Source organism: Escherichia coli (assembly GCF_036503815.1).
GTDB classification, from domain to species: domain Bacteria; phylum Pseudomonadota; class Gammaproteobacteria; order Enterobacterales; family Enterobacteriaceae; genus Escherichia; species Escherichia coli_F.
Map to the genome: position 1 here is coordinate 4,559,412 of NZ_AP027764.1, position 23,992 is coordinate 4,583,403.

Below are 23,992 nucleotides of genomic sequence, written 5' to 3' on the forward strand. Positions count from 1 at the left end.
TGGGCGTTAACCCGCTCCCATAAGGGCGCAGGAATTAAAACAATCCCTACATTACCTCTGGAGAATCTGTGATGAATGGCACTATTTATCAGCGGATAGAAGACAATGCGCATTTCAGGGAGTTAGTCGAAAAACGGCAACGGTTTGCCACCATCCTGTCGATTATTATGCTGGCAGTTTATATCGGCTTTATTTTACTGATCGCCTTCGCGCCCGGCTGGCTGGGCACTCCGCTGAATCCGAACACCAGCGTCACACGCGGTATTCCGATTGGTGTTGGAGTGATTGTGATCTCCTTTGTTCTCACCGGTATCTACATCTGGCGGGCGAACGGCGAATTCGACCGTCTTAATAATGAAGTCCTGCATGAGGTACAAGCATCATGAAAAGAGTTCTGACGGCGCTTGCCGCCACACTCCCTTTAGCAGCTAACGCCGCGGATGCTATTAGCGGGGCCGTAGAGCGCCAGCCAACGAACTGGCAGGCAATTATTATGTTCCTGATTTTCGTCGTGTTTACGCTCGGCATTACCTACTGGGCGTCAAAACGCGTACGTTCGCGTAATGACTACTACACCGCAGGCGGCAATATCACCGGTTTCCAGAACGGGCTGGCGATTGCCGGGGACTATATGTCTGCCGCCTCATTTTTGGGTATCTCCGCGCTGGTGTTTACCTCCGGCTATGATGGTTTAATTTACTCGCTGGGCTTCCTGGTGGGCTGGCCGATCATTCTGTTCCTGATTGCCGAACGTCTGCGTAACCTCGGTCGCTACACCTTTGCCGATGTAGCCTCGTACCGCCTGAAACAGGGGCCTATCCGTATTCTTTCGGCCTGTGGTTCTCTGGTGGTGGTGGCGCTTTACCTTATCGCTCAGATGGTAGGCGCAGGTAAACTCATCGAACTGCTGTTTGGCCTTAACTATCACATTGCGGTAGTGCTGGTCGGCGTGCTGATGATGATGTACGTCCTGTTCGGCGGTATGCTGGCGACCACCTGGGTACAGATTATCAAAGCTGTGCTGTTACTGTTTGGTGCCAGCTTTATGGCCTTTATGGTGATGAAACACGTCGGCTTTAGCTTCAACAATCTGTTCAGCGAAGCGATGGCGGTACACCCGAAAGGTGTCGATATCATGAAGCCGGGCGGATTGGTGAAAGATCCCATCTCCGCGCTGTCTCTGGGTCTGGGGCTGATGTTTGGTACGGCTGGTTTGCCGCACATTCTGATGCGCTTCTTTACGGTCAGCGATGCCCGCGAAGCGCGTAAGAGCGTGTTCTACGCCACCGGATTTATGGGCTACTTCTATATCCTGACCTTTATTATCGGCTTTGGTGCGATCATGCTGGTCGGTGCGAATCCGGAATATAAAGACGCGGCGGGCCATCTGATTGGTGGTAACAACATGGCGGCAGTTCACCTGGCCAATGCTGTGGGCGGCAACCTGTTCCTCGGCTTTATTTCAGCGGTTGCTTTCGCCACCATTCTTGCGGTGGTTGCGGGACTGACGCTGGCGGGTGCTTCTGCGGTTTCGCATGACCTGTACGCTAACGTCTTCAAAAAAGGTGCGACCGAACGTGAAGAGCTACGGGTATCGAAAATCACCGTGCTGATCCTCGGCGTGATTGCCATTATCCTCGGCGTGCTGTTTGAGAATCAGAACATCGCATTTATGGTGGGCCTGGCGTTTGCCATCGCGGCGAGCTGTAACTTCCCGATCATTCTGCTTTCCATGTACTGGTCGAAACTGACCACCCGTGGCGCGATGATGGGAGGCTGGCTGGGGCTGATTACCGCAGTGGTACTGATGATTCTCGGCCCTACCATTTGGGTACAGATCCTCGGTCACGAAAAAGCCATCTTCCCGTACGAATACCCGGCGCTGTTCTCTATCAGTGTGGCATTCCTCGGCATCTGGTTCTTCTCGGCAACGGATAATTCAGCGGAAGGTGCGCGCGAGCGTGAACTGTTCCGTGCGCAGTTTATCCGCTCCCAGACCGGCTTTGGTGTTGAGCAAGGCCGCGCGCATTAATCTCTACCCTTCCCCGGTCGCTTGATCGGGGAATACTCTTCCTCTCCAATATGCATCATCTTTTCCCATAATATTAAACAAATAAACTCATTAAAAAAATGAGCGATTTTTGACAGTCGTAGAAAATGATAATGCAGAGAATATGCCTTTTCTTTCTTGTTAATTATAAGGATATTTTATGCGCTATAATGGTTTAAATAATATGTTTTTCCCTCTTTGCCTGATTAACGATAACCACCCTGTCACAAGTCCATCACATACAAAGAAAACAAAATCAGATAATTATAGCAAACATCATAAAGACACGTTAATTGACAATAAAGCCCTCTCTCTTTTCAAAATGGATGATCATGAAAAAGTGATAGGCTTGATTCAGAAAATGAAAAGAACTTATGATACTTTACCATCAGGAAAAATCACTAAAGAAACTGACAGGAAAATTCATAAATATTTTATAGATATAGCTTTATATGCAAGTAATAAATATGACGATAGAATTACGAGAAGAGTTTACCTTAATAAAGATAAGGAAGTGTCAATTAAGGTAGTGTATTTTATAAATAATGTCACTGTCCATAATAATACTATCGAAATCCCACAGACAGTAAATGGTGGTTACGATTTTTCACACCTTAGCCTGAAAGGTATCAGGATTAAAGATGAAGATTTATCCAATTCGGATTTTGCAGGTTGCAGACTACAAAATGCTATTTTCCAGGGCTGTAATATGTATCAAACGAATTTTAATTTTGCCATAATGGAAAAAATAATTTTTGATAATTGTATTCTCGATGACTCAAATTTCGCTCAGATAAAAATGACTGACGGAACTCTAAATGCATGCTCCGCTATGCATGTTGAATTCTTCAATGCAACAATGATTAGAGCTAAAATTAAAAATACCTTCCTTGACTATTCAAATTTTTATATGGCGTACATGGCTGAGGTGAATCTTTATAAAGTAATAGCGCCATATGTTAATTTATTTAGAGCCGACCTTAGTTTCTCTAAACTCGATTTAATTAACTTTGAACATGCTAATCTTTCTCGCGTCAACCTGAACAAAGCAACCCTCCAGAATATAAACTTAATTAATAGCAAACTCTTTTTTACGCGGCTGACAAATACGTTCCTCGAAATGGTTATATGTACCGATTCTAATATGGCTAATGCTAATTTTAATAATGCCAATTTAAGCAATTGCCATTTCAACTGTTCTATTTTAACAAAAGCCTGGATGTTTAATACCCGTTTCTATCGGGTTAATTTCGATGAGGCTATCGTCCAGGGAATGGGCATATCCATTCTCCGTGGGGAGGATAATATTCCCATTAATAGTGATATCCTGATAACACTACAGCAACTCTTTGAAGAGGATTGTGCCACTCATACTGGCATGTCACAAACTGAGCATAATATTCAGGAAGTGTCTATGAATACCACTGAAGATACTATGCAATACACAGATTGAGATTAAGCCGAAGAATAGCCAATGAATTGACTTTAAAAGAGAGATACTCACGGACTTCTGACTTATTTATTTTAGAATCATGAATGTTAGCCCGAGGTAATCTGAAAAAGGTGCAAAAGATTGCACCTTTTTCAGATTACCTCGGGCCTGGTTACGTCGCTTTCGGCTTACTGATTTTCCTCAATCAACAACGCTTCAAGCAAATCGAGATCGTGCAATAATTTTTGCAGCGTTTCGTTACTGATCTCCCGCGTGGCGCGCAGGTGGTACAGTTCAGCACGTTCAGAACGCAATGCCGCCAGACGGAAGCGACGCTCAAGGTTCTCTTCCTGCACGGAACTTTCAACGTCGTTACGTCCATCGGCGCGACGACGCAGGTTACCAATGACGCGAGAACTGACCTCCGTGAGCAGCTGGTTATCGATATTCTCTTCGGTATCCGCCGCCAGACGCTCCTCCATTTTCTGGATTGCCACAATCGCCACTTCTGCCGTTGCCGCTCGCGCAATACGCTCCTCTTTCAACTGCTGCGAATGGTCTGCGACTTCAATGTGTTGCAGCAGAATGGGCAACATCACCACGCCGACAAACAGCGAAAAGAGAATGACGCCAGCCGCCAGGAACACCAACTCATAGCGCGCCGGGAAGACGTTGCCATCCGGCAAGAGCAGCGGGATAGAGAGCACACCGGCTAGTGTGATCGCCCCACGCACCCCGGCAAAAGACGCAATCAGGATTTCTCGTGTGGTCCACGAACCAAACTCCATCGGCTTCTTCTTCAGGAAGCGGTTGCTGAACTTTTTCATCGTCCACAGCCAGCCAAAACGGACCAGCATCAGCGCCGCATAAATCAGAATGATATCGGTAAACAGCATCCAGATTTCGACGTTAGGGTCGATTTCTGCCGCCATCAGCGACGTCTCCAGAATACCCGGCAGCTGCAGACCTAACAGCAGGAATACCATGCCGTTGAAGACAAATTCCAGCATCGCCCAGGTGCTGTTTGCGCGCAGGCGCATCGCCAGCGGCGCACGGCGCATTACACCGGAGCGGGTGATGGTCATCCCGGCTGCAACCGCAGCAAGAATACCGGAAACGCCAATATGTTCGGCAATCAGATAAGAAGCGAATGGCAGCAGGAACAGCAGTACAATCTGCGTCGCGGGTTCATCACCGCCCCAGCGGCTGAGGAATCGCAGCGAACGACCATACAGCCAGCTCACCACAAAACCGGCGAGAATACCGCCTATTGCCACTTTCATAAATTCCACCGTTGCACCGCCGACGGTGAAGATCATCGTCCCCATCGCCACTGCCACAGCAAACTTTAATGACACCAGGCCGGAGGCGTCATTCATCAACGCTTCGCCCTGCAAAATACCCATGATTTTTTTCGGGATGCGCCCTTCGCCAACAATACCGGAAAGCGCCACAGCATCGGTCGGAGAAAGCACCGCCGCCAGCGCAAAGGCGGGAATCAGCGGAATGCCCGGCACCACCCAGTAAATAAGGAAGCCAATGCCAACCACGGTGACCACCACCAGCGCCAGCGCGAGGCCGAAAATCTCCCGACCATGTTCGAGAAATTCACGGGTCGGCGTTTTCCAGCCATCTGCGAACAGCAACGGCGGGATAAACAAGACTAAAAAGAGTTCAGGATCAAACTCCACATGCAAACCAAACGTCGGCCACGCCAGTAGCGCACCGATGGCGATTTGCATAAGCGGAAGCGGGATCTGAAAGGGCATGACACGAGTGACCACCCCGGACAGCGAGACCACGAGGGTCATTATCAGTATGGTGAAGAAGATTTCCATGCGTTCCCTGTTTGCGATGTTTTTTTATGATCTGAGAAAGGCGTTATGCCTGAATTCTCATTTTTTCAGAATATCGCAAAAGCTCACACAATGTGCTGAGAAAATAAAAACGGGCAGCCATTGCCACCCGTTTTCAGAATCTTATTAAAGCTTAGATAGCCCAGCCGCCCGCATAGAAGGTCACCAGCGCCACGGCAATGACGACCGTACCGATGTTCAACTTGCGCCATTCTCCGGAAACCAGACGACCAATCACCAGAGTCGCAAAGCCGATCATAATACCCGTTACGATGTTACAGGTCAGTACGATGAATACTGCTGTTACCAGACCCGCCATCGCATCAACAAAATCAGCAAAGTCAATTTTCGCCACATTGCTCAGCATCAGCAGGCCAACGTACATCAGCGCCGGAGCCGTTGCGTAACCCGGAACGAGGTAAGAGAGTGGAGAGAGGAACAGAATCAGCAGGAACAACACGCCAACGGTGATAGCCGTCAGACCGGTTTTTCCGCCCGCCGCTGTACCCGCCGCAGACTCGATGTATACCGCTGCCGGTGCTGCCCCCACCAGACCAGAGAAAACACTGCTCATGGAGTCGGTGGTCAGTGCTTTCCCGCCGTCGATAATTTGCCCGTCTTTATCCAGCAGGTTTGCCTGGCCCGCGACGGCCCGGATGGTTCCGGTGGCATCGAAAACAGCAGTCATCACCAGTGCCAGCACGCTCGGCAGAACCACAGGGTTCAGCGCGCCCATAATGTCCAGGCTGCCAATCAGTGAATTGCCGTTTTCATCGCTCAATGAAGGCATGGCGAAAACGCCGGAGAAATGGACGTTAGGATCGAAGATCAAACCGACAATTGAGATACCGATAATGGTCAGCAGAATGCCACCGGGGACTTTCAGTTTTTCCAGGCCGATGATCACAGCTAGACCTACCAGTGACATTATCACCGGGAAGGTCGCGAAATCACCCAGCGCAACAGGCAGACCATCAAGCGGGTTTTTAATCACCAGACCGACACCATTAGCGGCAATGAGCAGCAGGAACAGACCGATACCGATCCCCGTGCCGTGCGCCACACCGTGCGGCAAGTTGCGCAAAATCCAGCTACGAATACCCGTGGCAGAAATTATCGTAAACAGCACACCCATCAGGAACACGGCACCCAGCGCGACAGGTACGCTAATATGTTGCCCCAGCACCAGACTGAATGCGGTAAACGCCGTCAGGGAGATGGCGCAACCAATCGCCAACGGCAGATTAGCCCACAGACCCATCACGATAGAACCGAGTCCGGCAACCAGACAGGTCGCAACGAAAACTGCCGCAGGCGGGAAGCCTGCTTTACCCAACATGCCTGGAACGACGATAACCGAGTAGACCATCGCCAGAAATGTTGTTAACCCGGCAACCACTTCCTGACGGACAGTGCTTCCACGTTGTGAAATTTTAAACCAGGCGTCGAGTGAACCGCCGGTACGCGCTGATGGCGTAGACATAAGAAAACATCCCCTGAGAGTTTAATTTTCGTCAAGATGCGTGGCGGACAATCCCCTGCCAGCGAAACGTTATCTTCCTGCTCCAGGTTTGCGACAAATTGGTGCGTCGCAAAAAAGCAAACGTTTAGCTCCGCGCATACAAAACGGGTGGTAAAAAAAGCAAACGATTATCCGGCGATCATAGCGGCTTTTTCAACCGAAGTTTGCTGCTTTTTTCTCTTTTATTGTCTTGACGATGAAAAACCAGGCAATTGATGCGCAAACGTTATCGTCGATGCGCAAGATTGCAGCGTTATCGAGCCGCATACCGTTCAGGATTGCGATAAAAAATCGTCTGAGATGACAAAAATATTGCGGCTAAAAAGTATACTTTTACACTGGCGAAGAAACGCCGGTGACATACAATTAAAGCATCAACACCAACCGGAACCTCCACCACGTGCTCGAATGAGGTGTGTTGACGTCGGGGGAAACCCTCCTGTGTACCAGCGGGATAGAGAGAAAGACAAAGACCGGAAAACAAACTAAAGCGCCCTTGTGGCGCTTTAGTTTTGTTCATCTTCCAGCAAGCGTGCACCTGTGCCTTCTTCTCCTAAGCGGTCGCCCGGGTTACGCAATGGGCAATCACTGCGCGAAAGACAGCCACAACCAATACATCCGTCCAGTTCGTCACGCAGCGCCACTAAGGTATGAATGCGCCGATCCAACTCTTCTCGCCATTGGGACGAAAGCTGTTTCCACTCTTTCGCACTTAATGTATGCCCTTCGGGCAACACGCCAAACGCTTCACGAATGGTCGCCAGCGGAATGCCAATACGCTGAGCAATTTTGATGATTGCGACATATCGCAACACATCACGTTTATATCGCCGCTGATTGCCACTATTACGGATACTGCTAATCAACCCTTTGCTTTCATAGAAATGCAGCGCCGATACCGCCACACCGCTGCGTTTTGCCACTTCGCCGGGGGTTAGCAGCGCTTTAATGCGGGGTAATTTCTTTTCCATAAATCGCTTTACCTCAAGTTAACTTGAGGAATTATACTCCCCAACAGATGAATTAACGAACTGAACACTGAAAAGAGGCAGATTTATGTCCCATCAGAAAATTATTCAGGATCTTATCGCATGGATTGACGAGCATATTGACCAGCCGCTTAACATTGATGTCGTCGCAAAAAAATCAGGCTATTCAAAGTGGTACTTACAGCGGATGTTCCGCACGGTGACGCATCAGACACTTGGTGATTACATTCGCCAACGCCGCCTGTTACTGGCCGCCGTTGAGTTGCGCACCACCGAGCGTCCGATTTTTGATATCGCAATGGACCTGGGTTATGTCTCGCAGCAGACCTTCTCCCGCGTTTTCCGTCGGCAGTTTGATCGCACTCCCAGCGATTATCGCCACCGCCTGTAGTTTTATTGCCCGCGCGTTAACTCCCGCGCGGGTGATTGCTCCATCCATTGCATGAACACCTGCGGTGGCATCGCCTTAGCAAAGAACCATCCCTGGCAATAGCGCACGCCGCGTTTACGCAACCAGTTAACCTGATCCTCAGTTTCTACCCCTTCTGCAATCGTTTTCAGCCCCAGGCTGTGCGCCAGCTCGATGATGTGTTCCGCAATCAAATGACTGGTTTTATGGGTGGTCAGCTCAACAAACGATTTATCGATTTTCAAAATATCGACATTCAATGATTTAAGGTTATGCAAGTTAGAGTAGCCAATACCAAAATCATCAATTGCCACTTCGTAACCGGCCTGGCGGAAAGCCAGAATAATCGGCGTCATTTTGTCGACATCAAGAAATGCATGTTCAGTCACTTCAAATTTAATTTGCTGTGGACGCACCGCGTATTGCTCTGTTTTCTGATTGGTTCGCGCTATCAACCGTGACGTATGAAAATCGGAGGCCGACAGATTAATAGAAACATAGCGATCGGCATGTGTTGCCAGGTACGCGCCCAGATCGAGGAAGACATTATCAATAACATAATCAGTTACCTGTCCGATCATTCCCTCCTTTTCTGCCAGCGGAATAAACTCTGCCGGATTCATTACTTGCCCCTGCTCACCAGGCCAACGTAACAATGCTTCAGCGCCGATACATTTTTCTGTTTTGATATCGATTATTGGCTGGTAATAAAGGCAAAGTTGATGTTTTTCGAGGGCGCGTTGCAATTTGCGTTTGGGAGACAAATAGTTTTGTCGAATACGTAGCCAGAGTAATAACAGAACAAGACTCCCTAAAATGCCGGCGGGTAACGCAAAAATAAGATGATTATAAAAATGCGCTATAAGACGTTGATATGAAGTCGCAACAATGGCTGCAATTGGGCGTTTTGTCGAATAAACTGTCGCATATAAATAGCCATTTCTTTGTACGGTTAAATCATTCAAATGAATCAGCGGAGAAAACGTTGCTGCCGAGGCCTCGTTGCTTAACGAGAAAAAGGTTTTCGTTACCGTATCATACACACCCCATTGCAATGTCGGATCATCAGACATCACTTCACTCCAGAATAGAGGGTTGATGACCGCCACATAATTTCCCCGCTGCATATAGGTCATTTTATAGCCAGAGAAAAAAGGCGTATCGCGGTAATAATAGATAGAAACGTTAGGTTCACGCTTATAATCGGCCGGTGCAATCGTATAACCGTTTACAGGCGCTATCAGCGATGAGCATAAAAAATGGTTATCACGGGCATAGATCAATTCATTAATATAAAGATAGCCACGAATAATATTCAACATTCGCTTTTGATGGGCCGGAGTGCAAACTTGCCCCTGATAGCGTTCTGCTGCATCGCTCACTAAATCTGCCTGGCGAATGACCAGCTCGGATTTATCCAGCGCCAGCTGAGCAAAAGTTTGGAGCTGACTATTCACTTCTGATTTTGCCCAAAGGAAGGCAATCCATAGCGACAGAATGATGGGAAAGAGAACTAAAAAGATAATGCCCGGCAACGCCAGTAATTGGTGTCGTGCATGATGACTCATTGCTATCAATTTCCTGCCTGTTTATACCCGGTCATTGCAAGGCGAGAACCCTGGTTATCGACGTCTTTAGATAAATCTTACGGTATAAATAGCACTTTTGCCTGATTTGAAATTGATACCTTTTTAATCGTCACCTGAATAAAAATAATTCATTGATATTCAAAATTAATTTCCTACAGGAATGCAGAGGCGGCGGGAAGATATGCCCTTAATGCCGCTGAAAAAACACATAATCTGTACGGCAATAAAAGTCACGGCCTAATCTGGCTAACAAACAATCAATTGTGATATAGTTCACAAAATTAATGAAACAAACAGAGTGTTTCTTTTTTGTGTTCTGCAAGCCCCGCGATAGCCAGATTGTATCACGCCTCCCGTGAACAACGCCGCGCTGTCCAGGGTATCGGCTCTTTTCAGAGGAATTGTTTGATGGCTACCCTCACCACTGGCGTGGTTCTTCTTCGCTGGCAACTTCTTAGTGCCGTAATGATGTTTCTGGCCAGCACGCTCAACATCCGTTTTCGTCGGTCTGATTATGTCGGGCTTGCAGTGATCAGCAGCGGTCTGGGCGTGGTTTCCGCCTGTTGGTTCGCAATGGGGTTGCTTGGCATCACAATGGCGGACATCACCGCCATCTGGCACAACATCGAGTCGGTGATGATAGAAGAGATGAATCAGACACCGCCACAATGGCCAATGATTTTGACTTGATATGTAGAAGCCTCCATAACGGAGGCTTCTTTTTTTATGGCTGGCAGATGCTTTAATCATCCACCTTAAAACAATATAACCTATTGTTTTAATGACAAATCAGAACGGAATATCGTCATCAAAGTCCATCGGCGGCTCATTAGACGGTGCTGCCGGAGCAGACTGCTGCGGGCGAGACTGCGCGCCGCCGCTGAACTGATTGCCGCCCTGCGGCTGCTGAGGCTGACCCCAACCGCCCTGCGGCTGACCACCACCGATATTGCCACCTGCAGGAGCGCCACCACCCTGACGACCACCCAGCATCTGCATGGTGCCGCCAACGTTTACCACAACTTCAGTGGTGTAGCGATCCTGACCGGATTGATCGGTCCATTTGCGGGTACGCAGCTGACCTTCGATATAAACCTGAGAACCTTTACGCAGATATTCGCTGGCTACTTCTGCCAGTTTGCCGAACAGCACAACGCGGTGCCATTCAGTCTGCTCTTTCATCTCGCCGGTCGCTTTATCACGCCAGGATTCGGAAGTAGCCAGCGTAATGTTGGCAACAGCGCCACCATTTGGCATGTAGCGTACTTCCGGGTCCTGACCCAGATTACCAACGAGAATAACCTTGTTTACGCCTCTGCTGGCCATGTTCGTGTCTCCTGAAAAAAAATCGTTCTGAATAAGTGTAAACGCGCGATTGTACCATTACCAATAGCGCTTTTACTATGTTGTGACCTCGGTTCAGGGAAACAAACCTGGCCAGACATTGTTACACAACACTCCGGGTAATGTATTCCAATACTGTATATTCATTCAGGTCAATTTGTGTCATAATTAACCGTTTGTGATCGCCGGTAGCACCATGCCACCGGGCAAAAAAGCGTTTAATCCGGGAAAGGTGAATGGATAAGATCGAAGTTCGGGGCGCCCGCACCCATAATCTCAAAAACATCAACCTCGTTATCCCCCGCGACAAGCTCATTGTCGTGACCGGGCTTTCGGGTTCTGGCAAATCCTCGCTCGCTTTCGACACCTTATATGCCGAAGGGCAGCGCCGTTACGTTGAATCCCTTTCCGCCTACGCGCGGCAGTTTCTGTCACTGATGGAAAAGCCGGACGTCGATCATATTGAGGGGCTTTCTCCTGCCATCTCGATTGAGCAGAAATCGACGTCTCATAACCCGCGTTCTACGGTGGGGACAATCACCGAAATCCACGACTATTTGCGTTTGTTGTTCGCCCGCGTCGGTGAGCCGCGCTGCCCGGACCACGATGTACCGCTGGCGGCGCAAACCGTCAGCCAGATGGTGGATAACGTGCTGTCGCAGCCGGAAGGTAAACGCCTGATGCTGCTCGCGCCAATCATTAAAGAGCGCAAAGGCGAACACACCAAAACGCTGGAAAATCTGGCAAGCCAGGGTTACATCCGTGCTCGTATTGATGGCGAAGTCTGCGATCTTTCCGATCCGCCGAAACTGGAACTGCAAAAGAAACATACCATTGAAGTGGTGGTTGATCGCTTCAAGGTGCGTGACGATCTCACCCAACGTCTGGCAGAGTCGTTTGAAACCGCGCTGGAGCTTTCCGGTGGTACCGCGGTAGTTGCCGATATGGACGATCCAAAAGCGGAAGAGCTGCTATTTTCCGCCAACTTCGCCTGCCCAATTTGCGGCTACAGTATGCGTGAACTGGAACCACGCCTGTTTTCGTTTAACAACCCGGCGGGTGCCTGCCCGACCTGTGACGGCCTTGGCGTACAGCAATATTTCGATCCTGACCGCGTGATCCAGAATCCGGAACTGTCGCTGGCAGGTGGTGCGATCCGAGGCTGGGATCGCCGCAACTTCTATTACTTCCAGATGCTGAAATCGCTGGCAGATCACTATAAGTTCGACGTCGAAGCGCCGTGGGGCAGCCTGAGCGCGAATGTGCATAAAGTGGTGTTGTACGGTTCTGGCAAAGAAAACATTGAATTCAAATACATGAACGATCGTGGCGATACCTCCATTCGTCGTCATCCGTTCGAAGGCGTGCTACACAATATGGAGCGCCGTTATAAAGAGACGGAATCCAGTGCGGTACGCGAAGAATTAGCCAAGTTTATCAGCAATCGCCCGTGCGCCAGCTGCGAAGGAACGCGTCTGCGTCGGGAAGCGCGCCATGTGTATGTCGAGAATACGCCGCTGCCTGCTATCTCCGACATGAGCATCGGTCATGCGATGGAATTCTTCAACAATCTCAAACTCGCAGGTCAACGAGCGAAGATTGCGGAAAAAATTCTTAAGGAGATTGGCGATCGCCTGAAATTCCTCGTTAACGTCGGCCTGAATTACCTGACACTTTCCCGCTCGGCAGAAACGCTTTCTGGCGGTGAAGCCCAGCGTATCCGTCTGGCGAGCCAGATTGGTGCGGGCCTGGTTGGCGTTATGTACGTGCTCGATGAGCCGTCTATCGGCCTGCACCAGCGCGATAACGAGCGCCTGCTGGGTACGCTTATCCATCTGCGCGATCTCGGTAATACCGTGATTGTGGTGGAGCACGACGAAGACGCAATTCGCGCCGCTGACCATGTGATCGATATCGGTCCAGGTGCGGGTGTACACGGCGGTGAAGTGGTCGCGGAAGGTCCACTGGAAGCGATTATGGCGGTGCCTGAATCGTTGACCGGGCAGTACATGAGCGGTAAACGCAAGATTGAAGTGCCAAAGAAACGCGTTCCGGCGAATCCGGAAAAAGTGCTGAAGCTGACAGGCGCACGCGGTAATAACCTGAAAGACGTGACGCTCACGCTGCCAGTCGGTCTGTTTACCTGCATCACAGGGGTTTCAGGTTCCGGTAAATCGACACTGATTAACGACACACTGTTCCCGATTGCCCAACGCCAGTTGAATGGGGCGACCATCGCCGAACCGGCACCTTATCGCGATATTCAGGGGCTGGAGCATTTCGATAAAGTGATCGATATCGACCAAAGCCCAATTGGTCGTACTCCGCGTTCTAACCCGGCGACCTATACCGGCGTGTTTACGCCTGTGCGCGAACTGTTTGCGGGCGTACCGGAATCCCGTGCGCGCGGTTATACGCCAGGACGTTTCAGCTTTAACGTCCGTGGCGGACGCTGCGAAGCCTGTCAGGGCGACGGCGTGATCAAAGTGGAGATGCACTTCCTGCCGGATATCTACGTACCGTGCGACCAGTGCAAAGGCAAACGCTATAACCGTGAAACGCTGGAGATTAAGTACAAAGGCAAAACCATCCACGAAGTGCTGGATATGACCATCGAAGAGGCGCGTGAGTTCTTTGATGCCGTACCTGCACTGGCGCGTAAGCTGCAAACGTTGATGGACGTTGGTCTGACGTACATTCGCCTGGGGCAGTCCGCAACCACGCTTTCTGGTGGTGAAGCCCAGCGCGTGAAGCTGGCGCGTGAGCTGTCAAAACGCGGCACCGGGCAGACACTGTATATTCTCGACGAGCCGACCACCGGTCTGCACTTCGCCGATATTCAGCAACTGCTCGACGTACTGCATAAACTGCGCGATCAGGGCAATACCATCGTGGTGATTGAGCACAATCTCGACGTGATCAAAACCGCTGACTGGATTGTCGACCTGGGACCGGAAGGCGGCAGTGGCGGCGGCGAAATCCTCGTCTCCGGTACGCCAGAAACCGTCGCGGAGTGCGAAGCTTCGCATACGGCGCGCTTCCTCAAGCCGATGCTGTAATCGTTAAGGCCGCTTTCTGAGCGGCCTTTTCCTTTCAGAGTTGCACCAGCAATTTACGTTTTTCTTCCGGCAGTAAATTCACCGCCTGCTGATAAGACGCATCCACCAGATAATAGATTTGCGAATCTGGCAGCGAACCGTCGAGATACACGGTGCTCCAGTGCGCTTTATTCAGATGGCGGCTTGGACGCACATCGCTGTGCTGCTGACGTAGCAGCTCCGCCAGCTCCGGGCTGGTTTTCAGCGAAACAGCTGGGCGATTTTCTACTTCTTTCACCATCGCAAACAGTACATCTTCCACTTTGATCTGCGTCGCTTTCCAGTCGTTATGCACGCTCTGTTCTGCGCCTGGTTTTGCCATGCAATATTGTAGCAACTCCGAAATGGTCATTTTTTACTCCCCTTGTAGTGTCGCGATGATGCGACGCGATCCGCCGTGGATGCGATGTTCCCCCAGCCAGATGCCTTGCCAGGTGCCGGTCTGAATACACCCTTTATGCACCGGCAATACAAGCGATGTTCCCAGCATTGAGGATTTGATATGAGAAGGCATATCGTCGGCTCCCTCATAGTCATGCTCATAATTTCCGTTATCGGGAACGGTGCGGAGGAAAAAACGCTCCATGTCGTGGCGTACGGTGGGATCGCAGTTCTCATTAAGTGTCAGAGAGGCGGAGGTATGTTGCAGCAACAGATGCAGTAAACCGATGTTAACGCGCGGCATATCAGCCAGCTGATTCAGAATTTCATCCGTTACCAGATGAAACCCACGAGATTTGGCGCTAAGCGTGAGCGTCTTTTGATACCACATGTGCTGCTCCTTGATAAAACTCTCTTAATCAGTTTGCAGCAAGACAGCGAAAGGATAAAGGTGTGATTAAAAAAACAGCATTCGGGAGAGTGTCACGCTCTCCCGCTCTGTCAGTATTCTGAATTGACGATCACCTCTTCACCAAACGCACCCGCTTGTGGCAAGGGTTTGTAGGTAGAGTTGGAGGCGCGCAGAATGCGGATACCACGAGCGCCGACATCGCGTGCGGCGGTAATATCGTTATCGGAATCGCCATAAAAAATTCGGATATTTTTATCCTGCAGCCATTGCGATTTTGTATTTTGCCCTGGTTTATCGCCCGCAAAAATTACTGGATTCATGTTGGTGGCAGGAATGTGAAAATTATCCGCCAACGTTTTTGACACCGTTTCTGTTTTCGTCGGGCTACGACCAGTCACAAAGAAGATCGCGTCACCGCGGCGTACATGCATATCAATCAGCTGGCGAGCGACCTCTTTTGGAATGCTGAATTCATCCCAGCCATTGTTCATTTTTTCCCAGAACACAGGATTTTTCAGATAATCTTCGCTTTCTGGCGAGAAGGTTTTTTTGCCGCGCCAGAAGCCCGGACTGGAAAAAAGTACCGTGTCATCGATATCAAACCCCACCGCCATTGGCGGACGCCCTGCGAGGCTATTTTCAATTTGTGCGACCGAAACCCAATGAATTGGTGCCTGTTCAGCAAGCCTGGCAACGTTAGTACCAGGGTTAAGCGGTGAAGGAGATGAGGCCAGGGCAACAGCGGAACTGTTTAGAGCGAACAATAAGCAAACGGCACTCAAAGCCTGTGTGATCTTGCGCATATTTTTCCCTAAATAGTCAGTCTATTGAAACGTTTTATTATGAGATTTGTTGCAAAAACCATCTGACCATAACGCTAGCTGCCAGGGAATAAAAGGGTTATCTACGGCTTTTATTAAGAAAGGGAGCAGGATCACATGCGATCAGACTATGTTTGTTGTATTTAATAACTTAATGGCTCTCTATCGTGTAAAAATATTCGGATATAAAAACTTCTATTTTCTCAGTAGGAAATATCGCTTATCAGAACCCATTCCTTTGTACGATTAGCCGAAAAAATACGTATACCCACTTATTGATGATTGAGCAGGCGGCTGTTTATCCGCCTGCCAACGACATTACATCACCGCAGCAAACGCCTTTGCCACACGTTGTACATTTGCCGTATTTAACCCGGCGACACACATGCGACCGTTGGCGATGAGATAGACACCAAATTCTTCACGTAGTCGGTCAACCTGAGCGGCACTTAAACCGGTATAACTGAACATACCGCGCTGATTAAGCAGATAATCGAAATTGCGTTCTGGCATTTCTGTGCTCAATACCTTCACCAGTTCCTGACGCATCGCCAGAATGCGAGTACGCATCTCTTCTACTTCCGCCAGCCAGCTGGCTTTCAATGCCTCGTCATTCAGCACCGCAGCCACCACCTGCGCACCAAAATTCGGCGGGCTGGAGTAGTTGCGGCGAACTGTTGCTTTCAATTGCCCCAGTACGCGGCCTGCGGCTTCGGCATCTTCACACAGCACAGAAAGTCCGCCGACGCGCTCGCCGTAAAGGGAGAAAATTTTCGAGAACGAATTGCTCACCAGAGCGGGTAATCCAGCGCTGGCAATGGCGCGAATGGCGTAGGCATCCTCTTCCATACCGGCACCAAATCCTTGATAGGCAATATCAAGAAATGGGATAAGCTCGCGGGCTTTGAGAATTTGAATCACCGCATCCCACTGGTCATTAGTGAGATCGGCACCCGTTGGGTTGTGGCAACATGGGTGCAGCAACACAATACTGCGGGCAGGTAATGTTTTTAGCGTCGCCAACAGGTCATTAAAGCGCACGCCGTTAGTCGCTTCGTCATACCAGGGGTAAGTACTCACTTCGAATCCAGCCCCGGCGAATATTGCTACGTGGTTTTCCCAGGTAGGATCGCTGACCCAGACGCCTGATTCCGGGAAGTAGCGTTTCAGGAAATCTGCGCCCACTTTCAATGCCCCTGAGCCGCCAAGGGTTTGAATGGTTGCTACGCGCTGTTGTTGCAGTACCGGATGGTCCGCACCAAACAGCAGCGGCGCAATGGCATGGCGATAGCTATTAAGCCCTTCCATCGGTAAATAAAGCGAAGCGCCATGAGGCTGCGCATTCAGGCGCACTTCCGCATCCGCCACGGCTTTCAGTTGGGGAATAATTCCGTCTTCGTTGTAGTACAGACCGATACTTAAATTCACTTTGTCGCTGCGAGGGTCTTCTTTGAAACGCTCCATAAGCGTAAGAATCGGGTCGCCAGCGTAGGCGTCAACTTTTTGAAACACGCGATGGTTCTCCAGGTTTACGGGCAGGTGGTTAAACCACAATAAACCGGAAGAAGGCGAAGATCGAGTGGATGTTCAAAGTCAGTCGGGAAGTTGATGAAGAATTTGCCCCAGTCGCTCTTGCAGCGAACCCGAAACCGAAAGATAAGGAATGTTCCTGCGCGATAATTCCTGTTCGTACCACGCCTGCTGCCGCGCGCGAAACGCCTCTCCTTGCCGGGTGCCATCCTGCACAAAGGGAAATTCCGCGCCGCAAAGCACCACCAGAGAGTATTCCCGCTCCGCCAGCTGGTGAAGTTCCTTCGGGGCATGACCATTTTGATCAAGGGTATAGAACAAGGTCGTGAGTGGCGATGTGTCACATATAAGATAGCGATTAGCTTCTGCTTGTTGTTCCCGACGTACCTGTTCGCGGGCGATATGCAACAAATCGTCTGCGGTTAAAACACCATTTTTCTCTTCCCAATAGTCGCGACCAAATTCAGCGACATACGCCGTGTCGAGCACGTCCGCCAGCGCTTTTGAAAGTGTGCTCTTACCGGTTGATTCGCCACCAAGCAGACAGATACGGCGAACGAAACTGCGATAAACGTCGTGCGCCAGCATGTAACGATAGCGGTGAACGTCGGAACGAATCAGCGTTCCCGAAGGAGATTTATCGCCAAGTGGACGCTGTAATCGAATGTGTTCAACAGGTTGGGCAAAACGCTTTGTCAGCACTTTAGCAAAACCGTCACCATAATCTTCTGCGGTAAATACAGCGTGTGGGCGGCAATGTAATACCTGCAGGCACAGCGTCGCCACATAATGACGATGGATGTCGGCATCGGCATCATTATGCGGTATGGCAGGTAAGTTATAACGCGCGATCAGTTCGGGAGTCAGTACCATAACCGTCGCTCGCGGGAAGCGCACTTGCAGCCACGTCAGGCGCTTTTCAGGTTCACAGTCAGGCATTTCCGGCACGGAATAACTGATGATGAACAGTTCTTCACATTGTGCCAGCGCGGTATTGATCAACCGTTCATGACCACAATGCAAAGGCGCGAATTTGCCGACCACCAGTCCCGTTACGAAAGGCTTCATGATGCCCGCAGCTCCTTGCGCCACTGATACAAACCATGCCAGGCGTTAATCCAGAACAGGAAATATAAACCGGCGGTCAAGTTTAAACCACGCGTCATATACAGTGGCACCGCCAGGGTATTCACTGCTAACCAGACGTACCAGTTTTCGATACGTCTTCCCATCAACATGAATTGTGCCAGAACGCTGAAGGTCAAAATCAACGAATCCAGCCAGGGGGCCCAGGCATTGGTAAAGGTGTGGAGCAAAAAGCCGTAGCCACCTGCCACGACGACGGCACAGAGCAACAAGAGGAAAAAGTGACTGGCTTGCGTCCGGCGCACCGGCAAGACATCGCCACCCTGACCTTTCAGCCAGTGGATCCAACCGATGATGCTGGTTGCGATGAAGAATAACTGGAGCGTGACATCGGCATAGAGTTGCACGGACCAAAAAACCCAGCCATACAGCATGCTACCAATTATGCCGATCCACCACGTATGCACATTGTTTCTGGCGGCCAGCCAGACGGAAACCGCGTATGCCAGACACGCGGCGATTTCTGAATAAGACATTGTCCCTCCCTGGAGACGGGTATTAATCCACGTATTTCATCGCGACCCTTGAAGTCAGGCGCGTGATAAGTTCGTAAGCACTCACTTTCGTCATTTCAGCGATACGTTCTACGGGCAAACCTTCGCCCCATAAAATGACCGGGTCCCCGGCTTTATCCTGCGCCTGTGGACCTAAGTCGACGCAGATCATATCCATCGCGACTCGCCCGACAATCGGCACTTCGCGACCGTTCACCAGCACTGGCGTACCGGACGGCGCGGCGCGCGGATAACCATCGCCATAACCCATAGCGACTACGCCAAGACGGGTATTACGTTCGCTTACCCAGGTTCCACCATAACCGACAGGCTCTCCGGCTTTATGCTCACGCACAGCAATCAGGCTGGAGGTCAATGACATTACCGGCTGACAGCCAAAATCGGCACCGGTGGAGTGATCTTCCAGCGGCGAGACACCGTAAAGAATGATGCCCGGGCGCACCCAGTCAAAATGTGACTGTGGCCACAGCAGAATGCCCCCCGACGCGGCAATGGAACGTTGACCAGGTTTGCCTTCACAAAAGGTATTAAAGATATCGAGTTGTTTCTCGGTTGCACCGCATTTTGGCTCATCCGCGCGCGCAAAATGGCTGACAATATTCACCGGCTGACGAACGTTTTTGCACCGCGTCAGACGATGATAAAACGCCTCAGCCTGTTCCGGCCTTACACCCAGACGGTGCATACCAGTATCGAGTTTCATCCAGACGGTAACCGGCTCGTCCAGGCTGGCCTCTTCCAGCGCAGCAAGCTGTTCTTCGTTATGCACGGCGGTATGAAAATGTTGCGCAGAAATCGTCGGTAGATCTCTGGCATCAAAAAAGCCTTCGAGTAACAGTACAGGTTTGGTGATTCCCCCCGCACGCAGTCGCAGAGCTTCTTCGAGACGGGCTACGCCAAAGGCGTCAGCATCGGGGAGCGTTCGCGCGGTCTCAAGAAGACCGTGACCATAAGCGTTCGCTTTCACCACCGCAACCATTTTACTGGCAGGTGCCAGTTCACGAAGACGTTGCAGGTTGTGTCGCAGAGCGCGGCGGTTAATCACAACAGTTGCCGCTTGCATTTGTGTTCCTTTTTTTCAGGTTCTGCCCACCCGTGCAAAACCTCGCTAAACAGATAGGACCGGAGTATGCTATTCCACATCCAGGGATGGGTTTATAAACGGCAAGATGATATCGGATTTTTAGCCATGACAAAGATAAAATTTGTTTTCTTTTTTCTGCTAATCGCAGGTATAACGCCTGCCGCGACGGGGGCTTGCCCGGCGCAGACACCTGACGGTGTCGCAGATAAGTTTTACTCAACCTATGTTTTTTCTGATACCAGCTTTAAGAGTGAAAAAGACCAGCTGGCATTTTTTCAGAAATACCTCACCCCCTCGCTTTATCAACTGATTGTTGGCGCGTATGACAGAAATAAACGCGACTACGCCATCGATCCCACGGCCAAACCTACTTTTGGTGACGGGATTATTTTCACGTCTTATCCTTCGGATAGTTACTATGAGAAATTTGATGGCGTGACACTACCGTCATCGTATAAACCTGGTGATAACAACGTCACTGTCGCCCTCCATTTTCATTTTACCGTTGATGATAAAAAGGCCTGGCAGGACGAAGCGCTAATGGCGCGTTCCGCTGATGATGGCTGTTGGCGGATCGACAATATCATATTCCACGAAGACGAAGATAACTCGGTTCTGAGCCTTAAAGAGTGGCTAAAAAAAGGGATTGAAAGTCCGGCGGAATAAAGCAGTTCAACGAACTCAGGAAAAGCATTTTACAAGGAGATAGTAATGACCCCAGACCTGGAACTACTCAAAAACAAACGTAATCAAATTAAAGAAATCATTGATGAGCTACAGCTTACATTAACCGACGATCCAAATTGGGATGCCCCTTCTGATAACAGTTATTTAAATGAAGAAGAACTCGCCATCCCTGAAATTCAGGATAATGTGACGGCAATAAAGGCGACGAATAAATTAATCAGCTGGTTTGGGCAAGATCATGAAGGTTTTGTCGGCTTATGGCGAGGTCCCAATGCGATCCCCCTCGATAAAGCGCAAGTGGTTCGGCTGAATGATGAAGCTAACTATGAACTAGTCGCAGATACCGTGCCCAATTACCTGATGTTCACCTATTTTTATGGCGATGAAGATACTGAACAACATGAATACAATCGTGTTAAAAAATTACTGACTGATGCAGGATTCACCGTTGCTGGCGACATAGAAGCTATCTATGACAATATTGATTACGATAGTCTTCAACCTGAAGATTATAAAGAAGAGCAATATAATCAGGCCCAATCCCGCCGATAAAAATTTTGCCGGTGTTTAACCGGCAAATTGATTATTCATCGTCGTACTGCGGCCCTGCGTAATTATCGAAGCGCGACCATTGACCGTTAAAGGTCAGGCGTACCGTCCCGATTGGGCCGTTACGTTGTTTACCGATAATAATTTCCGCGATGCCTTTTAAATCACTGTTTTCGTGATACACCTCATCACGATAGATAAACATGATCAAGTCCGCATCCTGCTCGATGGAGCCGGATTCACGCAGGTCGGAGTTGACCGGGCGTTTGTCGGCACGTTGTTCCAGAGAACGGTTCAACTGGGACAGCGCCACCACCGGCACGTTCAGTTCTTTCGCCAGTGCTTTCAGCGAGCGGGAGATTTCTGCAATTTCCAGCGTACGGTTATCGGAAAGCGCCGGTACGCGCATCAGTTGCAGGTAGTCGATCATGATAAGCCCAATGCCGCCATGTTCTCGGGCAATTCGCCGCGCGCGGGAGCGCACTTCCGTTGGTGTCAGGCCGGAGGAATCATCAATATAGATATTGCGCTTTTCGAGCAAAATACCCATGGTGCCGGAAATACGCGCCCAGTCTTCATCATCCAGCTGCCCGGTACGGATTTTAGTCTGGTCAACACGCGACAGCGACGCCAGAGAACGCATCATAATCTGTTCTGATGGCATCTCAAGAGAGAAGATAAGTACCGGTTTATCTTGCAACATCGCCGCGTTTTCGACGAGGTTCATCGCAAATGTCGTTTTACCCATCGACGGACGCGCTGCGACGATGATCAAATCCGACGGCTGCAAACCAGCGGTTTTTTTGTTGAGATCGTCATAACCGGTGTTTACCCCGGTAACGCCATCGTGTGGCTGCTGAAACAACTGCTCAATACGCGCCACGGTTGCGTCGAGCACATCGGCGATGTTCTTCGGCCCTTCGTCTTTGTTTGCCCGACTTTCGGCAATTTTAAAGACGCGGGATTCAGCCAGGTCCAACAGGTCTTCGCTGGTACGCCCCTGCGGATCAAAACCGGCTTCGGCAATCTCATTCGCGACAGAGATCATTTCACGGACAACGGCACGTTCACGCACGATGTCCGCATAGGCACTGATGTTCGCCGCACTTGGCGTATTTTTTGACAACTCTGCCAGGTAAGCAAAACCACCAACGCTGTCGAGTTGCCCCTGACGTTCCAGCGATTCCGCAAGGGTAATCAGATCGATAGGACTACCGCTTTCCTGCAAACGCGCCATTTCGGTAAAGATATGACGGTGTGGTCGGGTGTAAAAATCGTCTGCCACCACACGCTCGGCTACATCGTCCCAGCGTTCGTTATCCAGCATTAAACCGCCCAACACCGACTGCTCCGCTTCGATCGAGTGCGGAGGCACTTTCAGCCCGGCAACTTGTGGATCGCGTTCGCGGGGTTCAGCCTGCTGTTTGTTGAAGGGTTTATTTCCTGCCATAGTGAATGGAGTTACCGAGATAAAGAATGGGTCGAAACTTTACCATATGAAGCAGACCCTGACGATACGTTCTGGAGGACACATGGCAACACGAATTGAATTTCACAAGCACGGTGGCCCGGAAGTACTTCAAGCCGTAGAGTTCACTCCTGCCGATCCGGCGGAGAATGAAATCCAGGTCGAAAATAAAGCCATCGGCATCAATTTTATCGACACGTATATCCGCAGCGGCCTTTATCCGCCGCCATCGCTACCCAGCGGATTAGGTACCGAAGCGGCAGGCATCGTGAGTAAAGTCGGCAGTGGTGTAAAGCATATTAAGGCAGGCGATCGCGTAGTCTATGCACAGTCGGCATTAGGCGCTTACAGCTCTGTGCATAACGTCAATGCCGATAAAGCGGCGATTCTGCCCGCGGCAATTTCTTTTGAGCAAGCGGCGGCATCATTCCTGAAAGGCTTAACGGTTTATTATCTGCTGCGCAAAACCTATGAAATTAAACCCGACGAACAGTTCCTGTTCCACGCTGCTGCTGGCGGCGTTGGCTTGATTGCCTGCCAGTGGGCAAAAGCCCTGGGCGCGAAGCTCATCGGTACCGTGGGAAGCGCGCAAAAAGCGCAGAGTGCGCTAAAAGCGGGGGCGTGGCAGGTGATTAACTATCGCGAAGAAAACCTGGTCGAGCGGTTAAAAGAGATCACCGGCGGTAAGAAAGTGCGCGTGGTGTACGATTCCGTCGGCAGAGACACCTGGGAACGGTCGCTGGATTGCCTGCAACGTCGCGGCTTAATGGTGAGTTTTGGCAACTCATCAGGCGCGGTTACCGGTGTGAACTTAGGCATTCTCAATCAGAAAGGCTCGTTGTATGTGACACGCCCTTCCCTGCAAGGCTATATCACCACGCGGGAGGAATTAACCGAGGCCAGTAATGAACTGTTCTCTTTGATTGCCAGCGGTGTGATTAAGGTCGATGTCACCGAGCAGCAGAAATATCCGCTTAAGGATGCACAGCGTGCGCATGAGATTCTGGAAAGCCGGGCGACGCAAGGTTCCAGCCTGTTGATTCCATAAAAGAAATAGGGCTTCCACCTGGGAAGCCCTTTCTTTTTATAGTTCGGCTGTATGTAGGGTAC

22 protein-coding genes are annotated in these 23,992 nt (G+C 50.2%); 9 read left to right on the forward strand and 13 right to left on the reverse strand.

Annotated features, from left to right (window positions below; genetic code table 11):
• The first annotated feature begins 71 nt into the window (after positions 1–71).
• The 3 genes from yjcH to yjcF all read left to right on the forward strand — a co-directional run bounded on the left by yjcH (position 72) and on the right by yjcF (position 3,503).
• Entirely contained in the window at positions 72–386 is a 315-nt protein-coding gene (yjcH, locus tag AABJ99_RS21845; protein WP_001014565.1) for a DUF485 domain-containing protein, read from the forward strand.
• Positions 383–2,032 carry a cation/acetate symporter ActP gene (gene actP, locus AABJ99_RS21850; RefSeq protein WP_039021426.1) on the forward strand — a complete coding sequence of 550 codons (1,650 nt, stop codon included), beginning with the start codon at positions 383–385 and terminating at the stop codon, positions 2,030–2,032. The genes yjcH and actP overlap by 4 nt, the downstream gene beginning before the upstream one ends.
• Positions 2,033–2,210: 178 nt before the next feature.
• Entirely contained in the window at positions 2,211–3,503 is a 1,293-nt protein-coding gene (gene yjcF, locus AABJ99_RS21855; RefSeq protein ID WP_039021425.1) for a pentapeptide repeat-containing protein, read from the forward strand.
• A 167-nt stretch (positions 3,504–3,670) separates the two neighbouring features.
• Here yjcF and yjcE read toward each other — a convergent pair whose 3' ends face one another.
• From yjcE to soxR, 3 genes are all read right to left on the reverse strand, one after another.
• On the reverse strand, positions 3,671–5,320 hold the full coding sequence (gene yjcE / locus AABJ99_RS21860) for a Na+/H+ antiporter (protein ID WP_000402207.1): 1,650 nt from the start codon (positions 5,318–5,320) through the stop codon (positions 3,671–3,673).
• A 151-nt stretch (positions 5,321–5,471) separates the two neighbouring features.
• Positions 5,472–6,821, reverse strand: coding sequence for a guanine/hypoxanthine transporter GhxP (gene ghxP, locus AABJ99_RS21865; RefSeq protein WP_000106871.1), 1,350 nt, complete (start codon positions 6,819–6,821; stop codon positions 5,472–5,474).
• A 545-nt stretch (positions 6,822–7,366) separates the two neighbouring features.
• Positions 7,367–7,831, reverse strand: a complete 465-nt coding sequence (gene soxR / locus AABJ99_RS21870; protein WP_000412424.1) for a redox-sensitive transcriptional activator SoxR — start codon at positions 7,829–7,831, stop codon at positions 7,367–7,369.
• A gap of 85 nt (positions 7,832–7,916) precedes the next feature.
• Between soxR and soxS the strand changes: the two genes are divergently transcribed.
• Positions 7,917–8,240: a superoxide response transcriptional regulator SoxS gene (soxS, locus tag AABJ99_RS21875; RefSeq protein ID WP_000019358.1), complete on the forward strand. Its 324-nt coding sequence runs from the start codon at positions 7,917–7,919 to the stop codon at positions 8,238–8,240.
• 2 nt (positions 8,241–8,242) lie between these two features.
• Here the strand turns inward: soxS and pdeC are convergent, their stop codons facing one another.
• Positions 8,243–9,826 (reverse strand): c-di-GMP phosphodiesterase PdeC, encoded by a 1,584-nt coding sequence (gene pdeC / locus AABJ99_RS21880; protein ID WP_338387450.1) that lies wholly within the window; start codon positions 9,824–9,826, stop codon positions 8,243–8,245.
• A 429-nt stretch (positions 9,827–10,255) separates the two neighbouring features.
• On the opposite strand from pdeC, the gene yjcB reads away from it, so the two are divergent.
• A complete protein-coding gene (gene yjcB, locus AABJ99_RS21885; RefSeq protein WP_001295689.1) occupies positions 10,256–10,537 on the forward strand; it encodes a YjcB family protein in 282 nt (93 codons plus the stop codon).
• A gap of 99 nt (positions 10,538–10,636) precedes the next feature.
• Here yjcB and ssb1 read toward each other — a convergent pair whose 3' ends face one another.
• Positions 10,637–11,173, reverse strand: a complete 537-nt coding sequence (gene ssb1, locus AABJ99_RS21890; protein ID WP_000168305.1) for a single-stranded DNA-binding protein SSB1 — start codon at positions 11,171–11,173, stop codon at positions 10,637–10,639.
• Between the two features lie 254 nt (positions 11,174–11,427).
• Between ssb1 and uvrA the strand changes: the two genes are divergently transcribed.
• Positions 11,428–14,250 (forward strand): excinuclease ABC subunit UvrA, encoded by a 2,823-nt coding sequence (gene uvrA, locus AABJ99_RS21895; RefSeq protein WP_000357740.1) that lies wholly within the window; start codon positions 11,428–11,430, stop codon positions 14,248–14,250.
• A gap of 34 nt (positions 14,251–14,284) precedes the next feature.
• Here the strand turns inward: uvrA and yjbR are convergent, their stop codons facing one another.
• The 7 genes from yjbR to alr form a co-directional block, all read right to left on the reverse strand.
• Positions 14,285–14,641, reverse strand: a complete 357-nt coding sequence (yjbR, locus tag AABJ99_RS21900) for an MmcQ/YjbR family DNA-binding protein (RefSeq protein WP_000155657.1) — start codon at positions 14,639–14,641, stop codon at positions 14,285–14,287.
• A gap of 3 nt (positions 14,642–14,644) precedes the next feature.
• Complete coding sequence (yjbQ, locus tag AABJ99_RS21905; protein WP_039020371.1) at positions 14,645–15,061, reverse strand: secondary thiamine-phosphate synthase enzyme YjbQ; 417 nt, start codon at positions 15,059–15,061, stop codon at positions 14,645–14,647.
• 110 nt (positions 15,062–15,171) lie between these two features.
• Positions 15,172–15,885, reverse strand: a complete 714-nt coding sequence (gene aphA, locus AABJ99_RS21910; RefSeq protein ID WP_039020370.1) for an acid phosphatase AphA — start codon at positions 15,883–15,885, stop codon at positions 15,172–15,174.
• Positions 15,886–16,221: 336 nt separating this feature from the next.
• Positions 16,222–17,415, reverse strand: coding sequence for an aromatic amino acid transaminase (gene tyrB, locus AABJ99_RS21915; RefSeq protein WP_039020369.1), 1,194 nt, complete (start codon positions 17,413–17,415; stop codon positions 16,222–16,224).
• Positions 17,416–17,496: 81 nt separating this feature from the next.
• A complete protein-coding gene (locus AABJ99_RS21920) occupies positions 17,497–18,501 on the reverse strand; it encodes an AAA family ATPase (RefSeq protein ID WP_039020368.1) in 1,005 nt (334 codons plus the stop codon).
• Positions 18,498–19,055, reverse strand: a complete 558-nt coding sequence (gene pnuC, locus AABJ99_RS21925; RefSeq protein ID WP_000122238.1) for a nicotinamide riboside transporter PnuC — start codon at positions 19,053–19,055, stop codon at positions 18,498–18,500. The genes AABJ99_RS21920 and pnuC overlap by 4 nt, the downstream gene beginning before the upstream one ends.
• A gap of 22 nt (positions 19,056–19,077) precedes the next feature.
• Entirely contained in the window at positions 19,078–20,157 is a 1,080-nt protein-coding gene (gene alr, locus AABJ99_RS21930) for an alanine racemase (RefSeq protein WP_039020367.1), read from the reverse strand.
• 126 nt (positions 20,158–20,283) lie between these two features.
• Here alr and AABJ99_RS21935 point away from each other — a divergent pair, with 126 nt between their 5' ends.
• On the forward strand, positions 20,284–20,844 hold the full coding sequence (locus tag AABJ99_RS21935) for a hypothetical protein (RefSeq protein ID WP_002433025.1): 561 nt from the start codon (positions 20,284–20,286) through the stop codon (positions 20,842–20,844).
• A gap of 45 nt (positions 20,845–20,889) precedes the next feature.
• Positions 20,890–21,417 (forward strand): hypothetical protein, encoded by a 528-nt coding sequence (locus AABJ99_RS21940; RefSeq protein WP_000186897.1) that lies wholly within the window; start codon positions 20,890–20,892, stop codon positions 21,415–21,417.
• 31 nt (positions 21,418–21,448) lie between these two features.
• Here the strand turns inward: AABJ99_RS21940 and dnaB are convergent, their stop codons facing one another.
• The gene (gene dnaB, locus AABJ99_RS21945; RefSeq protein WP_000918363.1) at positions 21,449–22,864 is read right to left on the reverse strand and encodes a replicative DNA helicase; all 1,416 of its coding nucleotides are present in this window, start codon (positions 22,862–22,864) and stop codon (positions 21,449–21,451) included.
• Between the two features lie 82 nt (positions 22,865–22,946).
• On the opposite strand from dnaB, the gene qorA reads away from it, so the two are divergent.
• Positions 22,947–23,930, forward strand: a complete 984-nt coding sequence (gene qorA, locus AABJ99_RS21950; protein ID WP_039020366.1) for a quinone oxidoreductase — start codon at positions 22,947–22,949, stop codon at positions 23,928–23,930.
• Positions 23,931–23,992: the final 62 nt, after the last annotated feature.